The organism is uncultured Paraglaciecola sp. (assembly GCF_963977085.1).
Taxonomy (GTDB): Bacteria; Pseudomonadota; Gammaproteobacteria; order Enterobacterales; family Alteromonadaceae; genus Paraglaciecola.
Genome location: NZ_CAXBNC010000008.1, coordinates 38,084 through 60,490 on the forward strand (window position 1 = coordinate 38,084; position 22,407 = coordinate 60,490).

A 22,407-nucleotide genomic window follows, 5' to 3' on the forward strand; every position below is an offset into this window, starting at 1 on the left:
GTTTTAGCTCTCAATTTACTACCTTAAACCCTACAAGCCGTTATGCTCATCGGCTTACAACACAATAATAAAGGAGTGTTGCACATGGCATCACAAGCCCAACTGGATATGCTTGCAAAAATAAGAAATCAAAATGGATTTATCGCTGCTTTGGATCAAAGCGGCGGCAGTACGCCTAAAGCTTTAGGTTTGTATGGTGTAGAAGAGTCTGAGTATCAAGGCGACGAAGAAATGTTCGCCAAAGTACATGAAATGCGTACCCGTATTATTACCTCAAGTGTATTTACCGGAGAGCGTGTATTAGGCGCAATCTTGTTTGAAAATACCCTAGATAGAGATATTTTAGGACAAAGTACTTCTAGTTATTTATGGAATGTGAAACAAGTTGTGCCTTTTTTGAAAGTAGATAAAGGCTTAGAAGCTGAAGTGAATGGTACGCAGTTGTTAAAAGCGATGCCTGACTTAGACAATTTGTTAGCCAAAGCTAATGCACAAAATGTGTTTGGTACCAAAATGCGTTCAGTGGTAAAACTCGCTAATGCACTAGGTGTAGAAGCCGTTATTGAGCAGCAATTTGCTGTAGCTAAGCAAATTTTAGCCGCTGGTTTAATGCCAATCATAGAACCTGAAGTTGATATTCATAGCCCTGAAAAAGCTGAAGCCGAAGCTTTGCTTAAAGCTGCAATCTTAAAACATTTAGATAATTTAGCGGCAGATCAGCAAGTGATGTTGAAACTCACTCTACCTGAAACGGCTAATTTTTATCAAGACTTAGTCAATCATCCTAAAGTGTTAAAAGTTGTCGCATTGTCAGGTGGTTATTCAAGGGAAGAAGCGAATAGCAGGCTGTCTAACAATAACGGCATGATAGCAAGTTTCTCACGTGCGTTATCTGAAGGACTGAGTGCTAAACAAAGTGATGCTGAATTTGATGCTACTATGGATTCCTCTATTGAAAGTATTTATCAGGCATCTAAAAGTTAAGTTGTATTGATTATATAGCTGGGTATTTAAGTGCCCGGCTATTTTACTCGGAAGAATGAGTTGCTTAGGCTATTATTTATTTTATATACCTGTATTGGATGAGAACGAATAATTTATGACCTATGATCTACCTTTACCTTTGTATAAAAAGCTCACGGTAACTTTTAGAGTCGAGCCAGGATGTTTAGGCCCTGATGGTGTTGATCATATTGACGATTTTTGTAAATTTGCCAAAAAGGAAGTGGCCGGATTAGACTCTGACTTTGTGCGTTGGGTGATTACTCCACGTTACGATAAATCACTGCTTGAAACTGAATATAAAACCAATAACAAACGCCTAGATCATGACAAAGCAGAGAAGTACCTAAAGGTATTCGGTAAAGAACTTGATGAGTTTGAAGAACATCTGCAAGACAAGTTATCCCTATTAATTGATCAATATCTGGGGCGTTAATGCCGCTCTATTGTTACTTTATCCCTTCATAAGATAAAAAATTTTCCCATAATGTGTAAATATTAAGGATCCTTTACCTTCGAGGCTGACAAGAGAAGCAACTCCGATTACCTTAAGCGAGATATATTGAAGGACTAGTTTATGCTAGTTGTCTCATCAAACAATGGAGTGACCGCAACGCAATGCGTATACAGAATAAACTCTTTGCTATTTTCTTCCTCACTAGTGCTGTTCTAGTTGTCGCTCAAGTGCTGGTGATGCAGTGGAGCATTGGTAAAGGCATGATCGACTACGTGAATGAGAGGGAGCTTAAAGCGTTAAATGGTGTGGCGACCTCTTTAGCTGAAATTTATCAAAAAGAGGGATCTTGGAAACAAATCACCGGTAAGCATCAACGTTTCAAAAATATCATAGATCAAGGATTAGCTGACTCGGAATTTAGCCACCCTCAAGCTGCTAGACCACCTCATCAAGTAAGAGGGCCTCGTCCCGAAATGGGACAAGAAAGACCTGGAATAGATACTCAAAGAGGCACGGATAAAGGTCCTCCCCCGAGACGAGGTGGGCCGCCTATTTTCGAAGTGAGTTATGCCTTGTTAGACGCTGATAAAGGATTTTTAGTTGGAATGTATTCCCCAAAACTCAGTTTTAGCTATGTTGATATCCTAGATGAAGGAAAAGTAATTGGCTTTTTAGCTGTTTCGAAAAGAGATCAGCTCACCTCTGGCTATGAGTTGAATTTTGTTGAGCAACAACAACGCTATATTTTGCTTATCGCCCTTGGTTTAGTTTTAGTTGCTGTGTTGATAGCTATGCCATTGGCCGCACATTTTGTTAAACCAATAAAGGGTTTAACTTCGGCCATGAGCAAGCTCACATCGGGTGATTTCCAGCAGCGAATCGATCTAAAAAGAAAAGATGAGTTTGCGCACCTCAGCCGTGACTTTAACGAACTAGCAGCTACCTTGCAGCAAAATGAACAGGCAAGAAAACGTTGGCTTGCTGATATATCTCATGAGTTACGTACCCCAGTTGCGGTTCTTAAAGGTGAGTTAGAAGCCATGCTTGATGGAGTAAGACCATTATCAATAGAGCGCATTCAATCAGTAAATGAAGAGGTAAAACAACTGGAGCAGTTGTTAGATGATTTACACGAATTGACTAGAAACGATTTGGGAACCTTACACTACCGTAAAGAATCCTTGAATTTACCCAGATTACTCCATGAAGAAGTGAACCATTACCAAACATTATTGACAGAAAATGGCTTTAAAGTCAGCTTTTCAGAACTGCCAAGTGAGTTATTTGTATTTGCAGACAGTAAGCGTTTACGACAATTATTTGGCAACTTATTTATCAATACTGCAAAGTACGCAAATGACGGTAATATGCTGAAAATAAGTGTCAATGAACTACAACAATCTCAACAAGTCGAAATTCGATTTGAAGACAACGGTTGTGGAGTTGATGAGGCAGATTTGGATAAATTATTTGAACATCTCTTTCGTATCGAAAACTCAAGAAACAGAGAAACCGGAGGTAGCGGTTTAGGTCTGTCTATTTGTCAAAAAATTGTTGAGGCCCATCATGGAAAAATCAGTGCCTTTACGTCCGATTTAGGGGGCTTAGGGATTTTGATCACCTTGCCAATGGAGTAACTGACTATGCCTAAAAAATCACATGTGTTAATTGTTGAAGACGAGAAAAAAATTGCATCATTATTGGCTGATTATTTGGCTGTAGCTGAGTATGACACTAGTTGTATACATGATGGATTAGCGGTAGAGACTTGGCTTGCAGAGCACCACACTGATGTGATTTTGCTAGATCTTATGCTGCCAGGAAAAAATGGCATCGAAATTTGTAAGTCGATCCGTCAGACAAGCCAAGTGCCAATTATTATGGTGACCGCCAAGGTAGAGGAAATTGATCGGTTACTGGGGTTAGACATAGGTGCAGATGACTATATTTGTAAACCATTTAGCCCCAAAGAAGTGGTTGCCAGAGTGAAAGCCATTTTACGACGGGTTTCTATTACCAGCACCCCCACTAATATTGCTTTGCCTTTTAGTATAGATGCACACAGAATGGTTATGTCTATAGAGCAGCAAACGATAACCTTAACCTCAGTAGAGTTCCAAATGTTAACGCTACTCAGCTCTGACTCAGGCAGGATCTTCTCCCGAGATCAATTGATGAATGCCTGTTATAACGATCACCGCATTGTCAGCGATCGTACTATAGACAGTCACATTAAAAAACTCAGGAAGAAAATTGCATTAATAGGTGACGAAAACTGGATCCAGTCCGTGTATGGTGTGGGTTACAAGTTGGTTGTATAAACTGTAGTCGCTTTTATTCGATCTGAAAGTTTCGCGCAATAAGCTTTGACTTAATCTGGCTGCCGCTTTGAGCTAAAAGCAATAGCTAGTAAATAGTAAATAGTAAATAGATACTAGCCCAAAGCAAAAGACGAAAGTTTCTCATCCTGAGTACGCAGAGAAAAGAAAATTAGGAATTCACGACATCTATTTTCTTTTTTTTGTATTTAATTTTTAAGCGCATTCATCAATGGGGATATTTGCTTTTGCGCTTTGCTTAGTTGATATCCAAATACTTACTCCCAATAACACTATACAAATTAACATACCAATTTGTGTGGTGGTGGCTAAGGTACTAAGGCCCCATATTTCAACCACTTGACCAGACATAATAGCGGCCCATGCAAAACCACTGGTGAACAGTGGTGTGGCGATAGCAGCCCAACGGCCATGGTTATCAAGTGTTCCTGCCAAAGATAACAACACCGGAAAACTAAATTGCAACGCACAAATGGCAGGAAACAATCCCATCAAAAACAGACTTTGAGATTGACTGTTAATAGCAGTAGTCCAACCAAGCGCACATACAATAAAGGCAACAAGTAATGGTTTTTCTGGTCCAAATCGAGCGCTACACATACCACCAATTAAGCAAGCAAAAGCCGAAAGAAACAAGATGAGCCCAATGCTGTTACCTGATTGCTCAAAGGTCATCCCCAAATTGCTGGCAACGGTAAACATAAAGGCGAAACCCTGACCACTAAAAGTCACAAACAACACCCCCATAATTATAATGATCACAGGTCGCAAACTAAGCTTAAATTCCTTAGGCTCAGTCTCACCAGCACTTTGATGGGAAATGTTTGTAACAGTTTCCTGTTTATAAACATACATTGCTAACCAGAACAAAATACACAGCAATGCACTGAACACAAAACCTCCCGCTACGCCGTATTTTTCTGTGGTCATACTTGCCCCTGCTACCATCAAGGACATAAGTAGTACACCAATCATATCAACCAATCCAAATAGCGCCCCCGTAGCATTTGAACGGGCGATAAAGCTCGATGTTGCCCCCATTAATACGCCAACACTAATGCCACTAACAAGTTGCAACAATAGTGTAGAAAACGAGTTGACAAAAAATAGGCTATTTAATGCCTGACAAGTCACTAATGCTGCACCTGCATAGGTAATAATGAGTCGATATGAATATCGCTCAAGTAGTTTTGCCACAAATAAGGTAGCCAGCGCTATACCAATAAAAGGGGTAGCCACAATCCATCCTGCAAGGCTTGCTTGAGCTCCAACCTCCTTCATAAACTGGGTCAATAAAACCGGTTTTACCGAACTAAACAAGGTCGACATTGAAAACGCAGCACTTCCCGCAATAATTAACCCAAGATGAGGACGCAGAAATGAAAATCGTGCCATTACTCTAAAAACCTCTTTTTATGGGTAGCCTGAATTTTTTCCTGAATATGCTCACCGGCAGTGGTGGCTGTATATCGACATGGGTATTCATCTGAAATAAAAGACTGCAGTGGCTCGACCCAAGTAGGGCTATCGGGATCAAAAAACATGGCTATGGATAACCTGTCTTTTCCATTAATACGCGGCGCAACACGATGTAAAGTAGAGCGATAATGACCATTGCTCCAACGCTCAAGTAAATCACCACTGTTCACCACTACTGTATTGCCTTGTGGCACAACATCTTGCCATTCATCGTTTTGATTGAGTACCTGCAAGCCACCGACATTATCTTGAAATAACAGCGTGAGAAAACCGTAATCAGTGTGTGCCCCGGCCCCTAGCTGATGCTCTATAACCGACCCCGGAGATCGGGCCGGATAATAAAGTAATCGTAGTGAAATGCTCTCGCCATTATGCTTTGAGCTAAAAAACTCTTCGTCTAGGTTTAGATGTTTGGCAATTGCTCGCTGCAAAATGTGCCCTGCTTCTAATGCATTAGCATAAAAGCGTTGCATAACCTGCTTAAATTCAACAGAAGGCCAACGCTCATCAGCAATCTCCCCCTTGAGGATATTGCGCATGGTGAAGGTTTCTTTTAAATCCGCCGGTGCTGACGGGTCTAGATTTTCTTCAAGTAACCCTTGATAACCAAAATTTTCTTTAGCAGAGCGATATTGGCAACTCAGTTTAGTACTGCTATCCGCTCTAAAAAAAGCCTTGCTATGGTCGTACACTTCTTTAAGTAGGTCATTATCGATACCAAAATCGCTGATTTGCATAAAGCCTAAATCATGTAAACAATCATCAATAGCCTGGCCCGGAGAAGGGTGCTGATTAAATTGAATAACGGGTATCGACATGGATACTTTCCTTATCTGATTTACGACAGTGATTGCAGTGGTACTAGGTTTAAGAGCTAGATGCTTAGTTACACTAAATTAAGATAGAGACAGGGCAGTTAAATAAGAGATATTTCAGCATTATGTTTCTAACTATTTTCTTATGTGTGATGTTCATCCTTTGTACTAGTTAAAAGCATGAAGAGTGCCAATTTGTAGACCAAGAGGTCAGGAATTGAATGGTATTGGTAAACGCTTGATTTAAAGTGTTTATTTATATTCGGGAAGTTAAATGGTGGCAAAAATCGTGTGGGAGGGCTTCATTTACATATTTTAGCTGCACCAAAAATGTTTCAAAAATCTATGGGTTGCACCTATCTATGATTTGATGACCTACCTGCGAATATCGGGGGCAGATTCATGAATATCGGAATCAGATTCAAATCAAACTTTAAAGCCAGAGCAACTTCAAGTTATCTACTGTTTTATCTTTTTCTGCTCCACTCAGCTTCATGCTGATTTAGTCTGTTTCGTGCTGCTTTTAATTTTTCCTCTGTTTACTCCGTAATTAAAATTCTTTTGCTTTTCACTACTGAATGATTCTAGTTTAAATGACTACTGGAATGACGGGCAAATGGCACATAATCTCTGTCGGGTTAGGTACTGACTATGTCATAAAAAATCATGTTAATTTGAGTTTTGGTTAATCTATTTGCGACCTTATTGTGTTGATAGCAACCCAGCAATGTGGCCGAAGTAACATCAGCAGATTAAAAGTTGTAATTATTTGTAGCTTAACTGCAACCCTAACTCCTTGATGTATTCACTTTCACTTTCAATATCCGCTCCAAATACGGGCTTTTGTTCTAGCCATGCATCTGGAAATTGAATGTGTATTTTGTCTCCTTCGGCTTGCACTGAAAACTCAGGTAAAATGTCATCTTGACGTTTTATGTTAAGCAACACACCCAAGCGCAATAAGGCAATAAGTTTATACACTTGATCTTGCGCTAAAAGAGTAAATTCAGGGATTTCCGCAACCTTGATTTTTTTTCGATAAAACCTAGCTAAGGTGGCTAATAAGTTTTGTTGTTCTTGTCCAAATCCGGGTAATTCGATATTTTGTAAAATATAACCAGAATGGCGCTGAATTCCGCGGGTATTAATTTGTAAACCGACTTCATGTAACAAGGCTGCCCAAGCTAACATGTTTTTTAGCTCTTTATCGTCGATTTTCCATGCTTTCTTACATTGCTGATGTAAGGACATAGTAGTGGTGAGCACTCGCTTCGCTTGCTCTACGTCAACGTCATAACGGGTGGCTAAACTTTCTGCGCTGCGTTGCCTGATATCGGGATGGGTTAGGTGCTCTTCCATTTCATAGAGTACACCTTCACGTAGTGCATCTTGTGAAAATTCCATTTCTTGAATATCTAAACTTTTGAACGCAGCAATTAAAATGGCTAAACCTGCAGCAAAAACTGGGCGGCGATCATCAGTGATACCTTGAATCTGTAGATCTTTACTGTTTCCTGCTACGCAGCATAACTCCATCAATGTGAGTAAATCAGTTAGGCACACATGGTTTTCTCTATTGGTACTATCAAGTTGAGCCGCCAGTTCGATAATAATCTTGATGGTACCTGATGTGCCTATACAGGTTTTCCAGCCAATCTGTTTATATTTTTTATCAATCATCTCCAATTCTTGTTGAGCACTGGTTATGGCTTTATAAAAGGCTTTTTGTTTAAGTTCACCTGTTTTAAAGAAACGATTGGTATAACTGACACACCCCATTTGTAAGCTACGTAATGCCTTGGTCTCAAAACCTTCGCCAATAATAAACTCAGTTGAACCACCTCCTATATCAACAACTAAGCGTTGCCCTTGCTGGTGATTGGTGTGGGCTACGCCTTGATAGATGAGTCGAGCCTCTTCTGCGCCTGAGATGATCTCGATGGGAAATGGAAATACCTTTTTCGCGGCTTTCAGAAACGCCTTAGCGTTACTGGCTTTTCTCAAAGCGTGAGTGGCCACAACTCTTACGGATTCAGGTTCAAAATCCTGCAAACTTTCAGCTATCACTTTTAAGGTATCTAAACCACGTTGCATGGCCTCTTCAGATAATAAGCCGTCTGTTCCTAGGCCATCTCCTAAGCGTACTTTCTGTTTAACGCGATGTAATATTTGAACAGAGCCTGCAACAATGCGTGCCACCACTAAATGGAAACTATTCGATCCAATGTCTAACGCTGCGACCTTACTACTGTCTCTTATTTCTACGTTATCGAAGGTCGAATCAAGTACATTATTAGTGTTAGGCATTTTTGTCCTTTTCAAGTGCTTTTAGATAACGATATATTTCAATTTGAGAGCGTAAATTTTTACGGTTGCCTCTGGATACGTAGTGGTTGCTTTGTTGTTTGTCTATTACCCTAGCTTTCAGGGTATCTTTAAATTGTATATTTAGTATATCCATTATTCTTCGTTTTAAGTTTTCGTCATAAATTGGGCAACCCACTTCAATTCGAAAATCCATATTACGGGTCATCCAATCGGCAGAAGAAATGAACATTTTAGAATCGCCAGCATTTTCAAACACCATGACTCTAGGATGTTCTAAAAAACGGTCAACCACACTGATAACACTAATATTTTCGCTTAAACCTCTTACACCAGGTACTAGGGAACACATACCACGAATAATGGCTTTTATTTTGACACCAGCTTGACTGGCTTTATATAAATCATCAATCAATAATTTGTCATCTAAATTATTAATTTTAAGTATGATTTCAGCTTTTAGCCCCTCGTTGGCGTTTTGTATTTCTTGGCGCACTAATGCTTGTATTTTTGTGCGAGCATTAAGTGGAGAGACTTGCAAATGTTGGAACTTTTGTCGTCTATAGGGCTGCTGAATAAATGCAAAAACAGCCACTGCTTCATTAGCGAGTTCTTGGTTACGGGTAAATAAACTAAAGTCAGTGTATATTTTTGCTGTTTTTTCGTTGAAATTACCCGTACCAAAATGGGCGTAGTTTATTAATTGTCCCTGTTCCTCTCGGGTGACTACACATAATTTGCTATGAATTTTCAGAGAATGCATACCAAATACCACTTGCACACCGGCATCCGTCATTTTTTTAGACCATTGAATGTTGGCTTCTTCGTCAAATCTTGCTCGTAGTTCAACCACAACCGTGACTTTTTTGCCATTATCAACAGCATCAATCAATGAACTGATAACCCGTGATTGGCTCGCTACGCGGTAGATATTTAAGCGAATATGCTTCACGCTGGGGTCAAACGCCGCTTGGCGAATAAACTCAGTGACATGTAAAAAACGGTGGTAGGGATAATGCAGTAGGATATCTTTAGCGGTTATTGCATCAAATACTGTGTCGTAGTCAGAAAAATCTCTAGAGGTTAAAGCGGGGAGGGCTTTGTTTTCTAAATAATCACGGCCAACATTAGGAAAGCCTATAAAGTCTTTAAAGTTACGGTATGGGCCACTGGAAATAAGGCTGTCGTAGGATGATATTTTTAAGCGCTTTTTTAAATCCTTGAGCATGTCATTGGGCATTCTGCTGTCGTGTACCACCCGAACAGGCTCGGCAATCAATCTTTGTTTCATGCTTTCAGACATTTTGTCTACGTAACTTTCATCAATTTCATCGTTAAGAGAATATTCGGAATCTCGGGTCATTTTAAATGAGAACGCCTCCAGAGAGTCGAACTCAATAAAGCCTTTAAATATGCTCTCCAAGTTCAGACGAATGATGTCATCCAACAAAATCATATATTTCTTTTTGCGGCTTTTTTCTGGGGGGATCACCACAAAACGGGACATATTTTGGCTTGGCACTTCAATAGTGGCGTAAGCAATGGCTTTCTCATCTTTGTGAATGCCAACATACAGATAAGTTGCAAAGTCATTTAATCGAGAAAGTAATTTGACCTTTTTATTTAATAATACTGGGGCGATATGTCGTAAAATTTTATTTTTAAAATAATCGCTCAGCCACTGGGTGTGATAGTCATTAAGATCTTCTTCACCGAGCAAAAATATATTATATCTGGCTAACCCTTTCACCACAGAGGCATGAATACGGTCAAAATTATTGGTCATGCCAAGGACTTTTTCTTGGATTTTTTCCATTAATAGTTTGGTTTGTTCTGCTTCTTCTAGTTCACCTTCGTTTAAGTGGATGTAAATCTTGCGTTTCACATCAGCCACGCGAACCCTATAGAATTCATCCATGTTGTTTGAATAAATGCCGAGGAAACGTATACGTTCAATGATGGGATTGTTTACATCGGCTGCTTCTTGTAACACGCGTTGATTAAAGGAAAGCCAGCTAAGTTCTTTAGGATAATAAATGTTTTGGGTATCGGGCATACATCACTCTTAACATATTTAATGTTATCAATCGTCTATTGCTAATATGACAATTTAATGACAACAACCTTAGTTTACTGAATTTCAATGTCGACCATTAGGTCGTTTGCCACGCTTTCCAACTTATCCTTTAGGGTTTCTAGATCAAAATCTGTCGCCACGGTAATGATGGTTTTTGCTTTAAATAATTCGCCGCCCCAATTAGGTGCACTTTCAAGGCAGGAATCAAATTTAACAATGTTCAAGTTAAACTGACTTAATATTTGTGTTAATTCTTGCACTATACCGGTTTTGTCGTTCCCCATAATGTCTATTTGCACACTCTGTTGTTCTATCGGGTGCTCAGTGATTCCGGGTAATAAATGTATTTTTAAATCGGGGTGTTTTGAAAATTTTTCGATAAGAGCTGGGTGCTGTTCTTCAGGTAAGTCTATTTGCACAAATCCAGCGAAGTGTCCCGCCATATGTGAAAAGTTACTGCCTAACCAGTTACCTCCCATCCCATAGACAGTTTTGGCTAAATCACTGATTAATCCTGGTTTGTCGATTCCAACTAAAGTAAATATAATGGGTTTCATAAAAGTGTCACATATCTGTAATAAAGTAAAAGCTTAGAGCCCAATGCTCATCTAAATAGCCTAATACATTCTATCTAGGATGTAAGGTATTATTTGTAGAGTAAAAGTAAGTAGATAGCGGTTATGTTGAATGTTTTAGTGTATAGAAACAAATCAATGTAATCAAAATGCCATATTCAAATGTTATTATAGATGCGGCGTTGCAACTGTTGGTCAAATTTGTGTGTTGAACCCTCAAAATAGTCTAACGTTAACTATGTTTTAATCGAAGAGAAAAGTTATGCCAATAAATTCTTTTTTGGGGGTGTTTGCCAAATCACCGCTCAAACCCCTAGAAGATCACATCAATATTGTACATAAATGCAGTCGTGCATTATTGCCCTTCTTTGAGGCTGTTTATGCCCAAGATTGGAAGACGGCCCAAGAAAAACAAAAAGCTATTTCAATGATGGAAAAGCAAGCTGATGTGATAAAACGTGAATTACGGATTAATTTACCCCAGGGTATTTTTATGCCAATTCAACGCCAAGACGTTTTGGACTTATTGACTCAACAAGACAAAATAGCCAATAAAGCAAAAGACATCTCAGGCCGTATATTAGGTCGTCAACTGGCCATTCCAAACGAGTTGCACGAGTCTTTTCTTGAATATTTAAAACGCTGCTTAGACGCCACTAACCAAGCTAAAAAAGTCATAAACGAACTTGATGACTTGCTTGAAACTGGTTTTAGAGGGCGTGAATTAAGATTGGTCGAAGATATGATTGAGCGCTTGGACAATATTGAAGACGATACCGATAGGTTGCAAATTAGTCTGAGAAGAGGGTTGTTAGCCCTTGAAAAAGATCTTAATCCAGTAGATGTAATGTTTTTATATAGCATTATTGATTGGGTCGGCGAGTTGGCCGATATTTCCGAACGAGTCGGTTCTCGCCTCGAATTGATGTTAGCCAACTAAGAGATTCACACCATGGATATTATTAATAATTACGGTTTTATATTAATCGTAGTCGCTGCTGCTGTTGGATTTTTAATGGCTTGGGGCATAGGTGCCAACGACGTAGCTAATGCTATGGGTACCTCGGTTGGTTCAAAAGCGTTAACCATCAAACAAGCTATTTTTATTGCAATGGTATTTGAATTTGCCGGTGCTTATTTGGCCGGTGGGGAAGTGACCTCGACTATTCGCAAAGGCATTATAGATTCGGCATTTTTCATCGACTCGCCACAATTATTAGTTTTTGGGATGATATCATCGTTATTTGCTGCTGGTGTCTGGTTGGCGTTTGCCTCCTATCTTGGATGGCCAGTATCGACTACTCACTCCATTATTGGTGCGATTGTTGGCTTTGCCGCAGTAGGTGTCAGTGCAGATGCAGTAGAGTGGGGCAAAGTCGGAGGTATTGTAGGTAGTTGGATTATTACCCCTGCGATATCTGGTTTTATTGCTTTTCTAATATTCCAATCTGCGCAAAAGCTTATTTTTGATACCGACAACCCTTTCGATAACGCCAAAAAATATGTGCCTTTTTACATGGCGTTTGCCGGTTTTGTTATGGCTTTGGTGACGATAAAAAAAGGTCTGAAACACGTCGGATTACATATCCCAAATGGTCAAGATTTTGTTATTGCTATTGGTATAGCACTGCTTATCGGGATAGTTGGTTGGCTATATATTAGGCGTATAAAAATTGATCCAAAGGCTAATAGATCAACACATTTTGCTAATGTCGAAAAAGTGTTTGCAGTGCTAATGATAGTCACTGCATGTTGTATGGCATTTGCTCATGGCTCAAATGATGTAGCCAATGCAATAGGCCCTTTAGCTGCGGTAGTAAGTATTGTGGAAAGCGGCGGCGAAATTGGTGCAAAATCTGCATTAGCTTGGTGGATATTGCCTCTTGGTGGCGTAGGTATAGTGGCTGGATTGGCGTTGTTTGGTCATCGAGTCATAAAAACTATAGGTAATGGTATTACTCACCTTACCCCAAGTCGTGGCTTTGCTGCTGAATTGGCAGCCGCTTGTACTGTGGTAATTGCGTCGGGTTCAGGTTTACCTATTTCAACTACGCAAACTTTGGTTGGTGCCGTGTTAGGTGTAGGTATGGCGAGAGGCATAGCAGCGATCAACTTAGGTGTGGTTAGAAATATCGTTGTATCTTGGGTCATTACACTTCCTGCAGGTGCTGGACTGTCGATAGTCTTCTTCTTTATGATTAAAGGTATATTCGCGCCCTAGTTTAAATATTAGATGTTAAAGAAAAGCCAGTAGCTAATTGCTATCTGGCTTTTTTTGTATGTAAACGCTTTACCTGTAAAATGCCTGTACACAAATTTTATCCAATGGTTTCATAACGTTTGGTCTTACTTCTGCTCTAATTAAATTATCTACCTAAACTGGCATGATAAATCACTTCATCTATCGCAATTTTATACTCTCGATTCGGTGAGCTAAATTTCTATTGGCTACTAAACTGGGATTAACCCTTGATGGTCAAATGCCTCCAGGATTTCTTTATTATCAATTCTAAATTTTGACGTTTCAGCATTTGCAACTGTCGGAGACTATTAGGTTTTTTTAAGCCAATCCCCTGTATACGAATAATCAGTTTAGCGCTGAGAATAATAAAACGATATTCATGTTATTTTTAGTGTATAAGACTGTCATAAAAGTGTCATAAAACTTAAACTTACAGGTAGAGCAGCAAAATAAGTTACAAGTTTGACTGGGTATCGATTGTTAAAAGAGATTAAAACCATGAATTTGAGTAAAAAATTATCGGTGACTTTGATCGCAAGTTGTATGTCAGCGGCAAGTTTTGCCGACCCCATTACGCTTTACGGAAGGGTAAATGTTTCGGTTCAATCAACAGATGAAGGTGAAGGTCAAGTTACTGAATTAAAAAGTAACAATTCTCGACTGGGTGTGAAAGGAAAACTTGATTTAGAGAATGACCTGGAAGTACTTTATGTTGCAGAGTGGCGTGTTGACTTTACAGATGAATCTGGCTCAGACAATTTTAGTGCTCGAAATCAGTATGTTGGACTCAGAGGGGGCTTTGGTACTGTACTGCTAGGCAGAAATGACACTGTTTTAAAGCAGACCCAAGGTAACATAGATCAATTTAATCACTATGAAGCAGATATAAAAGCCTTGTGGCAAGGTGAAAACCGAATGGGGGATTCTATTACTTATTTTTCTCCTAAGTTTAATGGAGTGACATTTGGCGCTTCCTATATTGCCCAAGATGAGGTGACAGGTCATGACGCACAATCCTATTCTATTGCTTATGGTGACAAAAACCTTAAAAACAGTCGATGGTATGCTGCAATAGCGGCCGATTTTTATATGAAAGGTTACGACACTCAACGTATGTCCTTTCAGACTAAATTTGCAGACTTAGTGCTAGGGGCGATATTACATAACCAAAAATCCATCGCTACAGGTGATTCAAAAACAGGGGCTTTGGTGAGTGCTGCATACAGTATTAGTAAAGTAGTACTAAAAGGTCAATTGCAATCACTTAAAGACGATAATAGTGTGACAATTGGATTGGATTATAAACTAGGCAAGGCAACTAAGGCTTTTACATGGTTTACCTACACGGGTGTCCAAGGGACTGCAGACAAAGCGTGGTTGGCCGCAGGACTCGAACACAAATTCTAATTTAAATAGAAAATATTGACCTCTATTTTGTTGTATCAGAAAAGCTATATAATACTTTATATGGCTTTTTTTATGTCTGATATTCAGTAAATACAACAGGTTATTGGCGGACCCTAGGTTAAGAAAATTGGTATTGCTGCTTAATATTAAACTTTTGTGACATGTGGTTTATGTAACAAAACTGTCATGCTCCTTGGTTACTCTTCTCGCGTTTTTTAATTCTTATAAAATTACTCGCATTTGGAGAACACAATGGAAATCAAGAATACCTTTAAAATTAGTGCACTTTTTTTAGCTATGGCTTTAGCTGGTTGTGGTGGTGATATCAATGTTACTCCCACTGTTAATGATAATAGTACTTCTACAGACAATAGCGTTAATAATTCTAATAATACAACAGGTACGACTACTGAAGAAGATGTAGTATGTGCGAGCTACGAAAGTGATGCAGGAACTGTCGAAGGGACGTTTGATGGTTTAGATTGTTTGTACAATGACTCTTTCGCGAGTAAGAGTATTTCCATCACGTCAAACATCACATTTGCTGAATTACCTAACGAAGGTGTACATTTCTTTGAAGATGCACTTCAAATTGGTGAAGACGGCGATACCACTGCAGGTTTCTCTGTGCCTTCTGCTGGTCCTACAATGACAGTACAACCTGGTGCTACTTTGGCATTTAATTCAGGTGAAGCGATTATCCGTATTGCACGTGGTGCAAAAATTCAGGCTGTAGGTACTGCTGCTAAACCTATTACTTTCACTTCTGCATTGGCCTATGATCGCTTTGATGATGAAGGACAAGGTCCTTTATATGCTGATTGGGGTGGTATTATCATTAATGGTAACGGCGTTACAGACCAATGTACTGATGCCGAAAGAGCCGCAGCCACTTGTAATGTGCCTTCTGAAGGTATCACAAGTTACTTTGGTGGTAACGACAATGCTGACTCTAGCGGTAATATCAAATGGACTAAAATTTGGTATGCAGGTTCAGGCCCTAAAGTGGGTGGCGAAGGTGATGATTTGAATTCACTTACCCTTAATGCTGTTGGTTCTGGTTCAGAGTTTGATTATATCCACATACACCAAGGCTTTGATGACGGTATCGAGATTTTTGGTGGTGCGACTACGCTCAAACACGTAGTGGTGACTGATACGCAAGATGACTCATTTGATTTTGATGCTGGATGGCAAGGTGCTGCACAATTCTTGTTTATTAAACATGGCACAGTAACCACTCGTGATGGCGCAACTGTTTTCATGGGTAATGGTGGTTTTGAGTCTGACGGTGTTAAAGGTTCATCTTCTGCTGAAGTAGCGCCATCAAATCCTACTATTGCTAACGTAACTGTTATTACTACAGATGGCTTATCTGTGCGTGATGGCGATGCATCCACCGCATTTAAATTTGATGATTCATTTAATGCTGCTTTATACAACGTGTTGCTAGTGAAAGAAGTTGCTACTCAAACTCATTGCATTAGCTTCTCTAGCGACGGTGAGATTGGAGCGGATAACATTACATTTAATAACTCTGTTATGGCTTGTGACTCTGAGTTTAGTGACGCAGATGGCACCTTTAATAGTGGTAAAGAACCTGCTGCACTTACTGGTACATTGATGACCGATTGGTTTGATGCCGCTGGAAGCGAACGTATCTCAGCGTCAGCTTCTGTATTGAGTAACGGTTTCGCAACAGCTACTGCTTCAACAGATGTGACTGTTACTGCAAATGATTTGAGTACTTTAGATTCTAGTTTCTTTGATTCAGCAGCATACATTGGAGCTGTGTCCGACCAAGACACTTCTTCAAACTGGTATAGCTGGGTAGAGACTGCTGTTGCAGCTGCTGAACAGGACTAATGGTATTAGCCATTGAAAATCATTAGGCGCAAATTTTGCGCCTATTCTTTGGTTTAAAGCGAGCAGAATTCTAATATGAAAACTCAATATAGACTCAATAAACTAACCCTTGGTGTGAGTCTGGGGTTATGGGTAACGTCCGGTGCAGTTCTTGCTCAAGCACAAGAAGAAGTGCTTGATGAGGTTGTTACTACTGGTTCTCGTCTTCAGGGTAGTGCCACCGCAGTTATTGAAGAACGTAAAAATCAAGCCTTTGTAGCCGATATTTTAGGTGCAGAGCAACTGGCTCGAACGGGCGATAGTGATGCTGCCTCAGCACTGCGCCGGGTAACCGGTTTGACCCTAGTAGATGGAAAGTTCATCTACGTTCGAGGTCTTGGTGAACGTTATTCAAGTGCAAGATTGAACGGTGCAGCTATTCCTAGCCCTGATCTTACGCGAAATGTTTTACCACTGGATATCATTCCTTCAAGTATTATTGAAAGTTTGTCAGTGCAAAAAGCCTTCTCACCTTCCATGCCTGCAGCGTTTGGTGGTGGGAGTATCGATATCCGTACCAAATCAGTACCGTCTGAATTTGTAGCCAGTTTTGAATTGGGTTTGGGTTACGATTCCAGTGCAAGTGATGGTTATACTTATAACAGCCAAGGGGGTGATATTCCTTCCATCCTTAGCGATGCAATAACACAGTATCGTGGCGACTTCAGCACGGGTAATATCATTACCAAAAATAACTTGGTAAATGATGAATCTGGTACTGTATCAGAGCAGGCAGTGGCTATTAATAATGATTTGTTAAAAGCATTACCTCGTCAATTTGCATTGCAAGAGGAGTCACTCGATCCGAGTTACAATTTTAAAGCCAATATTGGTAATAGTATCGATGAGGATTGGTTAGGTGGAACTCTGGGATTCCTGGCGTCTGGCTCTTATGATACAACTTGGGATGCATCTGAAATTCGCACTGGGGTTATTGCTCAAGATGTGACGGCTGACGAATGTGAAGAAGAGCTTGATACCGCTGAACAAGCAAGTAAATCTTGCTTTAATACAGTTTCAGACTCTTTTAAAACCACTGAATCGGAACGCTACAGTGGTGTGTTAAATATAGGCTACAGACTGGGTTCTCATGAAGTATCTTGGTCGAATCTATATTTAGCTGATAATGAAGATGAATCTGAAGTGTCGATATTGCAAAGTCCTGCGGGTAGTTCTGTGTTTACTATCGCTGCAGGAGACCGAGCTAACAGAAGTCATCAATTTATCAATGAAGAGCGTGCCTTAAAAGTGTCGCAATTTGTCGGTAAACATACCTTTCTTGATTGGTGGGGCCTAGGTGCCGACTGGCATTATACCCGCTCTCATGCAAGAACAGATATCCCTACTGATGTGGAGTTTAAATTTCGCGACAACTTCGTAGATAGTGTTTATAACGGTTCACAGATTACTGGTGACGATAACAGAGCCATTTATTCCTTCACTGATATGGATGATCGACTCAATTCTTATGCTGGTAATTTGTCTTTACCTGTCAGTATTAAAGATTTTGATCTTGAATTTAAAACTGGGTATGACTTTTCTGATAGAGCAAGAACCTATAGTACTTCTAGCTTTGCTGTAAATAATGAAACGGGTTTGTCGTTAGATGTTAATGACGCCAGTTCTTCAGCCTTGTTAGCAAGTGGTTATTTGACCGATGACTTTATTGATGGTCAAAGGATCCTCGTTGATTTTAATGAGCCAAGTGCACCAGATGCCGATGACTATATAGCCGCGCAAAAAATTGATGCCGCTTATGCTTCATTCGATGCATTTTACAAAAACCTCTTTAGGATCAGCGGCGGTGTGCGTTACGAAGAGTTTAAACAAGTCTCTATTGGTACATCTAGTCTGATTTTCACGCAAGAAGATCTTAATAGTTTATATTCTGCCGAGACAATAGAAGAAGGCAGCATAGTTACCGATGACTTGTATCCGTCATTAGCCTTAACTTATGTCGGTGGAGATGACTATCAAATCCGCGCGAGTTACGGTGAAACCGTTGTTCGTCCTGATCTAAGGGAAGTAGTATCGGTGACATACTTTGATCCTCTCACTGATATTCGTACTTTTGGACGAGTGGGATTACAAAGTAGCCCAATCAAGAACTATGATTTACGTTTTGAACGTTATTCTTCAACGGGTGATAACTATTCAATCGCAGCTTTCTATAAAGACATAAGTGCACCGATTGAAACAGTATTACGTATTGGGGATGAAGATTATTCTGCTACTTTTATTAATGGTGAATCTGCAGAGGTTTATGGTGTTGAAGTAGAATGGTTACACGACTTAACCTATATCTCTGATGGTTTCTTTACTTCAGGTAACGTGACATTAAGTAAATCAGAAGCGGAAATTGATCCAAGTCTTGCTGGTAATTTGACTAATCCAACTAAACCTATGACAGGTCATTCTGAGTATGTTGTTAACTTACAACTCAATTATGACGCTGCAAATGGTGAACATTCAGGCTCACTTGTTTACAACGTGTCTGGAGAAAGGATTTTGGCAGCGGGTGTAGCGGGAAGAGAAGACGCTTATGAACAGCCTTTCCACTCATTAGATGCTGTGTATACTTATTACCCTAGCTTCAACTCTACTATTAAATTTAAATTGAAAAACTTGCTTGGAGAAGACCAAGAAGTGACTCAGTCAGATGTAGTAGTCAGAGGCAGAGAGATAGGTACATCAGTTAGTTTAAGCTACGCATATGAATTTTAAGCTGCCTTATTAATCAATGTGTTATCACTATAAAACCCGGTCAATGGCCGGGTTTTATAGTGCCATAGGAGGTAACTGAATTTGTATCATAGCTAATAGTAAAATATGTCAGTCGACGCTAGACTCGAATAGCTCCCTTACTTAACGCCCACTATATTACCCAATCCATTTTTGAACTCATCTTTGTTTTGATAGGCATAAAAGCATCTTAATATTGCTGTCATTTATCTGTAATATTAATGTCACATAAAGCCCTTATCCTCTCCGCAGTTTTTGAATATCAGCCTTTTGCTGATTAATCATTTTAGGGTTTGAAGTATGACACGACTGACCAAAATTTCTGCGGCGTTTATCGCTATCTCTTTGACAGCTGGAAACAGCGTGGCACAAGAGGAAAAAGCTCTTGAGCCTGCTGTAAAAAAAGCGACTGAAATCAACCAGTCAGCAGCAAAATCCCAACAAAAAATCAACAGTATCACTGATCAAATTGATAACAAATTACAGCAATTTAAAGCTATCAATAAAGAAACTGTTGGATTGAACGTATACAACGGCCAATTGCAAAAACAAATAAATAATCAAATGCAGGAAATGGCGGATTTAAACGCGTCTATTGATGGCGTGAGCATTATTGAGCGTCAAATCACCCCGCTAATGATGCGTATGATTACGGGGCTTGCACAGTTTGTTGAATTGGATGTGCCTTTTCTTGCACAGGAAAGAAACAACCGTATTGCTGAATTACAAAGCATGATGGACAGAGCTGATATAGCACCATCAGAGAAGTTTCGCCGCGTGATGGAAGCCTATCAAGTTGAAATGGACTACGGACGCACCCTAGAAGCTTACAGTGGTTTGCATACTATTGATGGTCAAGAACGAGATGTCGACTTTTTAAGAGTGGGACGTACCGCACTTATTTATCAAACCCGTGATGCTAGCTTACAAGGCACTTGGAATAAACAAACTCGTCAGTGGGAAGCCTTGTCTTCTAGTTACCGTACCCAAGTCACTAAAGGCTTACGTATGGCGAAGAAACAACTCGCACCAGACCTTCTTATGCTACCTGTAGCGTTAACGGATTAAGGGCCTGATCAACATGAATAATATCCTTAGAAATTTAGTAGTAATAAGCACCCTTAGTTTTGTTTCGGGAGCGGTGCTAGCTCAAGAAGATAAAGCATTAAATCTAGATGCATTATTAAAACAACTTGAGCAAGGCCAGTTTGAGCAAAATAAACAAAACGCCCAGCGTGAAAAAGAGTTTTCTGCCAAGCGTTCTGAGCAAGACCAAATGTTACGCGAAGCCAAACAAACACGTGATGCCGCGCTTGCTGAGTCCGAAAGAATGGAAACTCAGTTTGAAGAAAATGAGTTTAAACTGGCTGACTTAAATGAAGCCATGAACAAACGTTTAGGTTCTTTGAAAGAGTTGTTTGGTGTGCTGCAACAAGTATCTGGTGACACCAAAAGCAAATTTCAAAACTCTATAATATCTGCACAAATTCCTGGCCGTGCTGAATTTTTAGATGACTTAGCACAGTCAATGGGTGCTAGCTCTAAGTTGGCTTCCATCGAAGAAATTGAACGCGTTTGGTTTGAAATGCAGCGTGAAATGACCGAGTCAGGCAAGGTCACCAAATTCACTACTGATGTTATCGAAGCGGGTGGCAACAAAGTCAGCAAAGAAGTCTTACGAGTTGGACCTTTTGCTTTAGCGGCGGATGGAAAATATTTAGATTATAACGGAACTACAGGTTCAATTGCTGAGCTAGTGCGTCAACCCGCAGGTCGTTATGGCGACAGTGCAGCGGCGCTGCAAAATTCATCTGGTGAATTAGTAGAGTTTGGACTAGACCCAACAGGTGGTTCAATTCTTAAATTGTTGGTGCAAGCTCCTAGTTTAAAAGAGCGTGTAGAGCAAGGTGGTACTGTTGGTTACATCATCTTAGCGGTAGGTTTAGTTGGACTATTGATTGCCATTTGGCGTTTTATCTCTTTGTCTATTGAAGGGGCCAAGGTCAACCGTCAGCTTAAGTCCAGTACATTTAAAGACAGCAACTCTCTTGGCCGCGTCATGAAAGCCAAAGATGACTTCCCTGAAGCCGATACTGAAGCCTTAGAGTTACATCTTACTGAAGCTATCTTAAGTGAAGTGCCTAAGTTGGGGCGCTCACTTAGCATCATTAAAGTGATTTCGGTAGTGGCACCTTTGATGGGCTTACTAGGTACCGTTTCGGGCATGATCAACACCTTCCAAGCAATAACCTTATTTGGTACCGGTGACCCTAAATTGATGGCGGGTGGTATTTCTACTGCCTTAGTGACCACAGTATTAGGTTTGGTCGTTGCCATTCCTATGACCTTGTTATACGCAGTGTTAAATACGCGTAATAAAAACATCGTTTATATATTGCAAGAACAAGCCGCTGGGGTCATTGCCGAACGCGCTGAAGCCCTTAGTTCTGCCGTTTCTGGCCGTGTCGCTACTAGCAGCAATAAAGCTTAATTTATCATGATTGAATTTCTCGAAACCATTCGCGATTTTACCGAAACCGGTGGACAAGTTCTGCTGATCATTGGTGGCTTGATTTTTGTTATGTGGTTAATGATTTTAGAGCGCGCCATGTATGTGTTTGTCACGCACAAACAATACAAAAACGCAGTGATTGCTAAGTGGGCGGCAAGAGCCGAGCGCTCATCATGGAACGCCGAGCAAATTCGCCAAGCGATGATTTCTAGAGTGTCCTTAAAGCTCAGTACCGGTGTGCCTATCATCCAATCATTGGTGGCCTTATGCCCACTTCTAGGCTTGATGGGTACAGTTACTGGCATGATTGAAGTGTTTGATGTGATGGCGATTTCTGGTTCAGGTAACGCACGCTCTATGGCGTCGGGTGTCTCTAAGGCCACTATCCCTACTATGGCGGGTATGGTTGGCGCCTTGTCTGGTGTCTTCGCTTCTACTTGGTTAGCACGAACCGCAAAAAAAGAAAGAGCGAGTCTAGAAGATTTACTGCGCCTAGAACGAAAGCATTAGCAACGTAAAATTTAATCCGA

General features: G+C 40.2%; 17 protein-coding genes. 12 read left to right on the forward strand and 5 right to left on the reverse strand.

Translation table 11 applies throughout. The annotated features are described in order from the left end of the window. Positions 1–84: 84 nt before the first annotated feature. From AAC000_RS11300 to AAC000_RS11315, 4 genes are all read left to right on the forward strand, one after another. Positions 85–984 (forward strand): fructose bisphosphate aldolase, encoded by a 900-nt coding sequence (locus tag AAC000_RS11300; protein WP_339722755.1) that lies wholly within the window; start codon positions 85–87, stop codon positions 982–984. A gap of 115 nt (positions 985–1,099) precedes the next feature. Then, entirely contained in the window at positions 1,100–1,438 is a 339-nt protein-coding gene (locus AAC000_RS11305; RefSeq protein ID WP_339722757.1) for a hypothetical protein, read from the forward strand. A gap of 182 nt (positions 1,439–1,620) precedes the next feature. Continuing rightward, a complete protein-coding gene (locus AAC000_RS11310) occupies positions 1,621–3,096 on the forward strand; it encodes an ATP-binding protein (RefSeq protein WP_339722758.1) in 1,476 nt (491 codons plus the stop codon). Positions 3,097–3,102: 6 nt separating this feature from the next. Continuing rightward, complete coding sequence (locus AAC000_RS11315; protein WP_339722759.1) at positions 3,103–3,780, forward strand: response regulator; 678 nt, start codon at positions 3,103–3,105, stop codon at positions 3,778–3,780. 213 nt (positions 3,781–3,993) lie between these two features. On the opposite strand, the gene AAC000_RS11320 is transcribed toward AAC000_RS11315, so the two are convergent. From AAC000_RS11320 to AAC000_RS11340, 5 genes are all read right to left on the reverse strand, one after another. After that, positions 3,994–5,193, reverse strand: coding sequence for an MFS transporter (locus tag AAC000_RS11320; RefSeq protein WP_339722761.1), 1,200 nt, complete (start codon positions 5,191–5,193; stop codon positions 3,994–3,996). Next, positions 5,193–6,095 carry a 2OG-Fe(II) oxygenase family protein gene (locus tag AAC000_RS11325; protein WP_339722763.1) on the reverse strand — a complete coding sequence of 301 codons (903 nt, stop codon included), beginning with the start codon at positions 6,093–6,095 and terminating at the stop codon, positions 5,193–5,195. The genes AAC000_RS11320 and AAC000_RS11325 overlap by 1 nt, the downstream gene beginning before the upstream one ends. Before the next feature lie 762 nt (positions 6,096–6,857). Beyond that, positions 6,858–8,399: an exopolyphosphatase gene (gene ppx / locus AAC000_RS11330; RefSeq protein ID WP_339722765.1), complete on the reverse strand. Its 1,542-nt coding sequence runs from the start codon at positions 8,397–8,399 to the stop codon at positions 6,858–6,860. Beyond that, complete coding sequence (gene ppk1 / locus AAC000_RS11335) at positions 8,392–10,473, reverse strand: polyphosphate kinase 1 (RefSeq protein ID WP_339722767.1); 2,082 nt, start codon at positions 10,471–10,473, stop codon at positions 8,392–8,394. Before ppk1 ends, ppx begins: the two co-directional genes overlap by 8 nt. Positions 10,474–10,547: 74 nt before the next feature. Continuing rightward, positions 10,548–11,051, reverse strand: a complete 504-nt coding sequence (locus tag AAC000_RS11340; protein ID WP_339722768.1) for an ACT domain-containing protein — start codon at positions 11,049–11,051, stop codon at positions 10,548–10,550. A 280-nt stretch (positions 11,052–11,331) separates the two neighbouring features. Between AAC000_RS11340 and AAC000_RS11345 the strand changes: the two genes are divergently transcribed. From AAC000_RS11345 to AAC000_RS11380, 8 genes are all read left to right on the forward strand, one after another. Beyond that, positions 11,332–12,009: a TIGR00153 family protein gene (locus AAC000_RS11345; RefSeq protein ID WP_339722769.1), complete on the forward strand. Its 678-nt coding sequence runs from the start codon at positions 11,332–11,334 to the stop codon at positions 12,007–12,009. Between the two features lie 12 nt (positions 12,010–12,021). Continuing rightward, on the forward strand, positions 12,022–13,290 hold the full coding sequence (locus AAC000_RS11350; protein WP_339722770.1) for an inorganic phosphate transporter: 1,269 nt from the start codon (positions 12,022–12,024) through the stop codon (positions 13,288–13,290). A 519-nt stretch (positions 13,291–13,809) separates the two neighbouring features. Then, positions 13,810–14,718: a porin gene (locus AAC000_RS11355; protein WP_339722772.1), complete on the forward strand. Its 909-nt coding sequence runs from the start codon at positions 13,810–13,812 to the stop codon at positions 14,716–14,718. 252 nt (positions 14,719–14,970) lie between these two features. After that, positions 14,971–16,584 (forward strand): hypothetical protein, encoded by a 1,614-nt coding sequence (locus tag AAC000_RS11360; RefSeq protein WP_339722773.1) that lies wholly within the window; start codon positions 14,971–14,973, stop codon positions 16,582–16,584. A gap of 75 nt (positions 16,585–16,659) precedes the next feature. Further along, positions 16,660–19,347, forward strand: coding sequence for a TonB-dependent receptor plug domain-containing protein (locus AAC000_RS11365; protein WP_339722775.1), 2,688 nt, complete (start codon positions 16,660–16,662; stop codon positions 19,345–19,347). Positions 19,348–19,665: 318 nt separating this feature from the next. Then, positions 19,666–20,433 carry a DUF3450 domain-containing protein gene (locus AAC000_RS11370; RefSeq protein ID WP_339722777.1) on the forward strand — a complete coding sequence of 256 codons (768 nt, stop codon included), beginning with the start codon at positions 19,666–19,668 and terminating at the stop codon, positions 20,431–20,433. A 13-nt stretch (positions 20,434–20,446) separates the two neighbouring features. Then, complete coding sequence (locus AAC000_RS11375) at positions 20,447–21,856, forward strand: MotA/TolQ/ExbB proton channel family protein (RefSeq protein ID WP_339722779.1); 1,410 nt, start codon at positions 20,447–20,449, stop codon at positions 21,854–21,856. Positions 21,857–21,862: 6 nt separating this feature from the next. Beyond that, complete coding sequence (locus tag AAC000_RS11380) at positions 21,863–22,387, forward strand: MotA/TolQ/ExbB proton channel family protein (RefSeq protein WP_339722781.1); 525 nt, start codon at positions 21,863–21,865, stop codon at positions 22,385–22,387. The last annotated feature ends 20 nt before the right edge of the window (positions 22,388–22,407 follow it).

What these genes read in the sequence shown, in the direction of transcription:
- AAC000_RS11365 (WP_339722775.1), top strand. Translation starts at nt 16,660, where the DNA reads ATGAAAACTCAATATAGACTCAATAAACTAACCCTTGGTGTGAGTCTG.
- AAC000_RS11350 (WP_339722770.1), top strand. Translation starts at nt 12,022, where the DNA reads ATGGATATTATTAATAATTACGGTTTTATATTAATCGTAGTCGCTGCT.
- AAC000_RS11310 (WP_339722758.1), top strand. Translation starts at nt 1,621, where the DNA reads ATGCGTATACAGAATAAACTCTTTGCTATTTTCTTCCTCACTAGTGCT.
- AAC000_RS11315 (WP_339722759.1), top strand. Translation starts at nt 3,103, where the DNA reads ATGCCTAAAAAATCACATGTGTTAATTGTTGAAGACGAGAAAAAAATT.
- AAC000_RS11375 (WP_339722779.1), top strand. Translation starts at nt 20,447, where the DNA reads ATGAATAATATCCTTAGAAATTTAGTAGTAATAAGCACCCTTAGTTTT.
- AAC000_RS11325 (WP_339722763.1), bottom strand. Translation starts at nt 6,095, where the DNA reads ATGTCGATACCCGTTATTCAATTTAATCAGCACCCTTCTCCGGGCCAG.
- ppx (WP_339722765.1), bottom strand. Translation starts at nt 8,399, where the DNA reads ATGCCTAACACTAATAATGTACTTGATTCGACCTTCGATAACGTAGAA.
- AAC000_RS11305 (WP_339722757.1), top strand. Translation starts at nt 1,100, where the DNA reads ATGACCTATGATCTACCTTTACCTTTGTATAAAAAGCTCACGGTAACT.
- AAC000_RS11300 (WP_339722755.1), top strand. Translation starts at nt 85, where the DNA reads ATGGCATCACAAGCCCAACTGGATATGCTTGCAAAAATAAGAAATCAA.
- AAC000_RS11360 (WP_339722773.1), top strand. Translation starts at nt 14,971, where the DNA reads ATGGAAATCAAGAATACCTTTAAAATTAGTGCACTTTTTTTAGCTATG.
- AAC000_RS11320 (WP_339722761.1), bottom strand. Translation starts at nt 5,193, where the DNA reads ATGGCACGATTTTCATTTCTGCGTCCTCATCTTGGGTTAATTATTGCG.
- AAC000_RS11355 (WP_339722772.1), top strand. Translation starts at nt 13,810, where the DNA reads ATGAATTTGAGTAAAAAATTATCGGTGACTTTGATCGCAAGTTGTATG.
- AAC000_RS11370 (WP_339722777.1), top strand. Translation starts at nt 19,666, where the DNA reads ATGACACGACTGACCAAAATTTCTGCGGCGTTTATCGCTATCTCTTTG.
- AAC000_RS11345 (WP_339722769.1), top strand. Translation starts at nt 11,332, where the DNA reads ATGCCAATAAATTCTTTTTTGGGGGTGTTTGCCAAATCACCGCTCAAA.
- ppk1 (WP_339722767.1), bottom strand. Translation starts at nt 10,473, where the DNA reads ATGCCCGATACCCAAAACATTTATTATCCTAAAGAACTTAGCTGGCTT.
- AAC000_RS11380 (WP_339722781.1), top strand. Translation starts at nt 21,863, where the DNA reads ATGATTGAATTTCTCGAAACCATTCGCGATTTTACCGAAACCGGTGGA.
- AAC000_RS11340 (WP_339722768.1), bottom strand. Translation starts at nt 11,051, where the DNA reads ATGAAACCCATTATATTTACTTTAGTTGGAATCGACAAACCAGGATTA.